Genomic DNA, 6,324 nt, shown 5'->3' with positions numbered 1-6,324 from the left:
GGCCAGCAAGGTGCCGAGCTCTTCACGACGGGCAAGGATTTCATTGCCGACTTTGTCCAGCGCATCGGCGCGGGCCTGGATCGGGAATACCGACCACTCGGCAAAGGCGCCACGGGCAGCACTGATCGCCGCATTGACCTGGTCGGCGCTGGCCTTGGCGTACTCGCCAATGACATCGCTCAGGTCCGACGGGTTGACGTTGCTGGTGTACTCATCGCCCGCCACCCACTGGCCGCCGATGTAGTTCTCGAAACGTTTTACGTTGCTCACTCTGTTTCTCCTTTAGCCGTGAAGACTGCGGCGCCCGCAAAGGGCGCCGCAAGCCAGAGTCTTACTGGGGACCGAGCTTGTCGATCAGCGCTTTCAACTGCGCAACTTCGTCCGGCAGCAGGTCAGTCAGTGGTGCACGTACCGGGCCTGCGTCGTGGCCAACCAGGCGAGCACCGGCCTTGATGATGCTGACGCCGTAGCCTTCGCAACGGTTGCGGATTTCCAGGTAAGGCAGGAAGAAATTGTCGATCAGGCGGCCAACGGTTTCGTGGTCTTCGCGGGCGATGGCCTCGTAGAACTCGATGGCGGTTTTCGGGATGAAGTTGAACACCGCCGAGGAGTAGACCGGTACGCCCAGAGCCTTGTAGGCCGCTGCGTAGACTTCAGCCGTCGGCAGGCCGCCAAGGTAGGTCAGGCGATCGCCCAGACGGCGGCGGATGGCGACCATGGGTTCGATTTCGCCGATACCGTCCTTGAAGCCGATCAGGTTCGGGCACTTCTCGACCAGTTGCTCCAGGCTGTCGGCGGTCAGGCGGCAGACGTTGCGGTTGTAGACGACAACGCCGAAATCAACCGATTTGCAGACTTCTTCAACGTGATTGACCAGGCCTTGCTGGCTGGCCTCGGTCAGATAGTGCGGCATCAGCAGGATACCGGCAGCGCCCAGGCGCTCGGCTTCTTGAGCGTAGGCAATGGCCTGGCGGGTTGGGCCGCCGGCGCCGGCGAGGATAGGCACCTGGCCTTTGCAGGTATCGACTGCAGTCTTGATGATCTCGCTGTATTCCTTGGGTTCCAGCGAGAAGAATTCGCCAGTGCCACCAGCAGCGAACAGGGCGCTTGCGCCGTACGGGGCAAGCCATTCCAGACGCTTCTGATAGGACTCTTTGTTGAAGTCGCCGTTAGCGTGGAAGTCGGTGATCGGGAAGGACAGCAGGCCGGAAGAGAGGACCTTTTTGAGTTCTTGTGGAGTCATTTTTCGCAAACCTCAGGATAAAGAATAATGGGGTTACCGTTGAGTGGTACGTCATCGTACAACTAAACAAACAACAAAACCAATCGAAGCGTCAAGAATTCTTATAAATGACGCTATGTTGTTGTTTTTAAAGGAATTAAATTTTCTAGAATCGTGATCGAACAACCATAAACCACCTATGTTGTACGATCACATTGCTTGGAACTCACACCGCCGCCGCAGCGCGTGGCGACTCCGCACTGAAGTCTCGGCTGGCCTGCACCAGCATACGTGTGTAGTCATGCTCGGCCAGGTCCTGGCTTAAGGCCTGGCTGTCCAGACGCTCGACGATGCGCCCCTGCTGCATCACCGCGACCTTGTCGCACAGGTGGCTGACCACGCCCAGGTCGTGGGTCACCATCAGGTAGGTGAGTTTCTCGCGCTGGCGCAGGTCCGACAGCAGGTTGAGAATCTCGGCCTGCACCGACACGTCCAGCGCCGAGGTCGGCTCGTCCAGCAGCAGCACACGCGGCTCCAGAATCAGTGCGCGGGCAATCGCCACGCGCTGACGCTGGCCGCCCGACAGCTGGTGCGGATAGCGGTAGCGGAAGCTGTCATTCAGGCCGACCTTGAGCAGGATGTCGTTGATGCGGTCATCACGCTCGCCCATGCCGTGGATGGTCAGCGGCTCACGCAGCGCGGTGTCGATGGTGTGGCGCGGGTGCAGCGAACCGTACGGGTCCTGGAAGACCATCTGTACCTTGCGAAAGTGGTCCTTGGGGATCTTGTGCTGCAACGGCACGCCGGCAATGCTCAGCGCCCCGCTCCAGTGCCGGTACTGGCCGGCCAGGCAACGCAGCACGGTGGTCTTGCCGGAGCCCGACTCGCCCACCAGGCCGAACGACTCGCCGTCTTCGACACTCAGGTTGACGTCGTGCAGCACCTGGTTGAGGGCTGCGCCCACGCCGAAACTCAGGTTCAGCGATTGTGCTTGGATCATGGACATGGTCAGTTACCTCAGCAGGTGAGCCAGAGCGGGTCGCGTTGCAGCACCGGCAAGCGCGGGCGGCGGTTGTCCATGCTCGGCAAGGCCGCCAGCAGGCCACGGGTATAAGGGTGTTCGGCGTATTGCAGGTCGCACGCGGCGAGTGACTCGACCACCCGGCCGGCGTACATCACCAGCACGCGGTCGCAGTAGTTGCGCACCAGGTTGAGGTCGTGACTGACAAAGATCAGCCCCATCTGCTGCTCCACCACCAGCTCTTCGAGCACGTTCAGCACTTGCTGGCGCACCGACACGTCGAGGGCCGAGGTCGGCTCGTCGGCGATGATCACTTCCGGGTTGGTGATCACCATCATGGCGATCATGATGCGCTGGCCCATGCCGCCGCTGACTTCATGCGGGTATAGGTTGTAGACACGCTTGGGATCGCGGATATGCACCTTTTCCAGCATCAGCATCACGCGGTCGCGGGCCTCGCTACGGCTGGCCTTGTGGTGCGCCAGGTAGGCCTCGGCGATCTGGTCACCGACCTTGACCACCGGGTTGAGCGAGTACTTGGGGTCTTGCATGATCATCGAGATGCGCTGGCCACGGATCTTCTGCATGGCCTTTTCGCTGGCGCTGAGCAGGTCGATATCGCCGAACTGCAGGGCCTTGGCGGTGATCTGCGTGCTGCCCGGGTGCAATTTGAGCAGGCTGCGCCCGACGGTGGACTTGCCCGAACCGGACTCACCCACGATGGCCAGCTTTTCGCGGCCCAGGGTGAACGAGACATCGCGTACCGCGTGCATTTCTTTCTTGCCGTTGACGAAGCGCACATTGAGCGAATCGACATTGAGTTTGAGCGTCGACATAAAGCCTCCAGTTACTCGCTACGCGGGTCGAGAATGTCCCGCAGGCCATCGCCCAGCAGGTTGAACGCCAGGCTCACCAGCATGATCGCTGCGCCCGGTACCGCCACCAGCACCAGCATTCGAGCATGTAGCGACGGCCGGTGGAGATCATTGCGCCCCACTCCGGCAGCGGCGCTGTGCACCCAGGCCGAGGAAGCCCAGCGCGGCGGCGGTCAGGATGATGCCGGCCATGTTCATGGTCAGGCGGATGATCACCGACGACATGCACATCGGCACGATGTGGCGCAGGATGATGCGCGTCGATGACGCGCCCTGCAGTTCCACGGCAACCACGAAATCGGCCTTGCGCAGCGACAGGGTTTCGGCCCGTGCCAGGCGTGCGATCGGCGGCCAGGAGGTCAGCGCGATGGCGACCACGGCATGCTCCAGGCCAGGGCCGAGGGCGGCGATGAACGCCAGCGCCAGAACCAGGCTGGGGAACGAGATGAAGATGTCGGTGATGCGCATGAACACCGTGTCGACAATGCCGCCGAAGTAGCCCGAAACGGTGCCGATGAACAGCCCGATTGGGCCCACGATGATGGTCACCAGGGCAATGATGTAAAGGGTGATGCGGGCGCCGTAGACCAGCCGGCTGAAGATGTCGCGGCCGTATTCATCGGTGCCGAACCAGTGTGCGGCACCGGGTGCCTGCAGGGCATTGCTCAGGTTCTGTACCACGGGGTCGTGGGTGGCGATCCAGGGTGCGAAAGCCGCCACCACGATCAGCAGCAACGCCACCAGCAACCCCGCCAGGGTCATCGGGTTGCGCAACAGGTGGCGCAGCACCCGCAGGCTGCTCTTGTACAAGGCCTCGAGGCTGGATGCCGGCGTGGTGTCGGCCTGCCGCTTGGCGGTAGATTCGGTAGAAGACATGTTGGCTATCATCGGCATGCTCTCGGTGTGAAATCATGGCCACCGGGGGCGCCCGCAGGCACCCCCGACGGTGTTCAGCGTTGCTTGTAGACGCCCAGGTAACGGGTCGCCTCGGCGTCGTCGCCGGTGAAGCCCTTGACATCGACCGAACTGACCGCGGTGTCGGTCATCTGCGACACGATCATGATCGGGCCGGCCTGCTCGTCGTACAGCTTCTGGGCTTCGTGGTACATGCTCAGGCGCTTGGACGCATCACGCTCCACCCCTACCCGATCGATCAGGTCATTGAGCTGGCGACTGAAGAACGAGGCGCGCCAGCCCTGGAAGTTGGGCAGGCCGGCGTTGTCGCTGTTGTCGGGGTTGTAGGCAAAGGTGCGCAGGCTGAAGTACGGGTGCGGATAACGCTCGGCGCCGCGGGCCACGATCATCTCGAAGTTGCGTGCGCGCATCGCGCCGTACACCTGGTTGCCGGTGCCCTGGATGATCTGGGCATCGATGCCGCCTTGCTTGAGGGTGGCCTGCATACGCGAGGCGATCTCGATGAACGGCGACTCGGACAAGGTGCGGATGGTGGTCTTGAAACCGTTCGGGTAGCCGGCTTCGGTCAGCAGCGCCTTGGCCTTGTCCACGTCCATCTTGTAGCCAGGATCGGGCAGGCGTGCCTCCAGGCCAAGCTGCATCGGCTGCTGGTTGAGCTTGCCATAGTGCGGCATGACCTGCTCGTCCAGGCCTTTGTAGTCGATCAGGTTGCGTACCGCTTCGCGCACTTTCTTGTTGGCGAATTCGGGCTGCTTCATGCTCATGGCCACGTAGTACATGGTGCCGCGCTGCAGCGCCTGGATTTGCAGCTTGTCCGAACCTTCGATGGCCTTGATGTCGGGCCCGGCAATGCCGTAGGCCAGGTCCAGGTCACCGCGTTCGAGCATCAGGCGCAACGACTGCGATTCGGTCATATGACGCACCAGCACGCGCTTCATCTTCGCCTTGTCGCCCCAGTAACCGTCGAAACGGTTCATCACCAGCGAGTCGTTGGCGGTCCATTTGGCCAGGGTGAACGGGCCGCTGCCGGCCTCGTTGGTGACCAGCCAGGCGGCGCCCAGGTCACCGTTCTTCTCGTGCTTGAGGGCTTCCTGGCGATCGACGATGACCGCACTGGGCGAGATCGCCAGCGAGTCGATGACCAGCAGCGGGTCGGTCGGCTGCGGCAGGTCGATGACCAGGGTGTGGGCGTCGGTGGCGCGGATCAGGCCCTGGATGTTCTCGACGCTGTAGCCGTAGGCCTTCCAGGTGGTGGCCAGGCCGAAGTTGAGCTTCATCACGCGGTACAGCGACCAGGCCACGTCTTCGGCGGTCAGGGCGTTGCCGGAGTGGAACTTGACGTCGCTGCGCAGGTGGAAGGTGATCTGCTTGCCGTCTTCGCTGATGTCCCAGCGTTCAGCCAGTTGCGGCAGGTGTTTTTCCGGGTTGCCGTTGTCGCGCTTGATCAGGGTGTCGTAGAGGTTGGCGTTGACCCCGGAGGCATCCAGGCCCGGGGCGTTGGCCGGGTCGATGGAGAACAGGTTGACCATGCTCATGCCGATGATCAGTTGATCGGCGGGGGTCTTGGCATTCACCGCGGCCATCGGGCTCAGCGCCAGGATGGCGCCCAGCAGGCTCATGCGCAGGGTCGGGAATACAGTCTTCATGTGGGCATCCTTCTTTTTATAGTTATTGATTGTGCTCATGCCGGCCATCGTGGCTCAGCGGGTCCGTGGGTCGAACACTTTGTACAGGGCATCGCTGATCAGGTTGAGTGCGACGAAGATCAGGCCGATCACCAGTACGCAACCCATCACCGCATTCATGTCGCCAAGCATCAGGCTGCTGGTCAGGTACTGGCCAAAGCCAGGCCAGGCGAACACCGTCTCGATCAGTACCGCGCCTTCGAGTAGCGAGCCGTAGGCCAGGGCCACCACGGTCAGCAACTGCACGAGGATGTTGCGAAAGGCATGGCCCCAGACCACCTGGCGCCGCGACAGGCCTTTAACCCGTGCGGTGATGATGTATTCCTGGGACAGCTGTTCAAGCATGAAGCTGCGGGTCATGCGGCTGATGTAGGCCACCGAGTTCAGGCCCAGGATCAACGACGGCAGCACGATGTGGCGCAGTGCGCTGGAGAAGGCGTCCCAGTCGCGTGCCAGTGCCGAGTCGATCAGCAGCAGGCCGGTCACGTCGGGCACCATGCCGTCGTAGGCCAGGTCGATACGCCCTGCCCCGCCCGCCCAGCCCAGCCAGGCGTAGAACACCAGCAGGCCCATCATGCCGACCCAGAAGATCGGTGTGGAGTAACC

General features: G+C 62.2%; 6 protein-coding genes and 1 pseudogene. All 7 read right to left on the bottom strand.

Going from position 1 to position 6,324, the window contains the following annotated elements; genetic code table 11:
* Positions 1 to 270 (bottom strand): aldehyde dehydrogenase family protein (locus tag G3436_RS09720; RefSeq protein ID WP_163944080.1); only part of this gene is annotated, 270 nt, incomplete at its 3' end.
* Positions 271 to 331: 61 nt separating this feature from the next.
* On the bottom strand, positions 332 to 1,243 hold the full coding sequence (kdgD, locus tag G3436_RS09715; RefSeq protein WP_163944077.1) for a 5-dehydro-4-deoxyglucarate dehydratase: 912 nt from the start codon (positions 1,241 to 1,243) through the stop codon (positions 332 to 334).
* Positions 1,244 to 1,448: 205 nt separating this feature from the next.
* Positions 1,449 to 2,228, bottom strand: a complete 780-nt coding sequence (locus G3436_RS09710) for an ABC transporter ATP-binding protein (RefSeq protein WP_163944074.1) — start codon at positions 2,226 to 2,228, stop codon at positions 1,449 to 1,451.
* An 11-nt stretch (positions 2,229 to 2,239) separates the two neighbouring features.
* Positions 2,240 to 3,079, bottom strand: coding sequence for an ABC transporter ATP-binding protein (locus tag G3436_RS09705; RefSeq protein ID WP_163944071.1), 840 nt, complete (start codon positions 3,077 to 3,079; stop codon positions 2,240 to 2,242).
* Between the two features lie 11 nt (positions 3,080 to 3,090).
* A pseudogene (locus tag G3436_RS09700) lies at positions 3,091 to 4,006 on the bottom strand (ABC transporter permease).
* A 62-nt stretch (positions 4,007 to 4,068) separates the two neighbouring features.
* Complete coding sequence (locus tag G3436_RS09695; protein WP_163944068.1) at positions 4,069 to 5,679, bottom strand: ABC transporter substrate-binding protein; 1,611 nt, start codon at positions 5,677 to 5,679, stop codon at positions 4,069 to 4,071.
* 54 nt (positions 5,680 to 5,733) lie between these two features.
* A partial coding sequence (locus tag G3436_RS09690; protein ID WP_163944065.1) for an ABC transporter permease occupies positions 5,734 to 6,324 on the bottom strand: 591 nt, incomplete at its 5' end.

Origin of the sequence: Pseudomonas brassicae (assembly GCF_010671725.1) — a bacterium.
GTDB classification, from domain to species: Bacteria; Pseudomonadota; Gammaproteobacteria; order Pseudomonadales; family Pseudomonadaceae; genus Aquipseudomonas; species Aquipseudomonas brassicae.
Note: the sequence above shows the minus strand (reverse complement) of the source record. Positions and strands in the feature narration are given on the sequence as shown.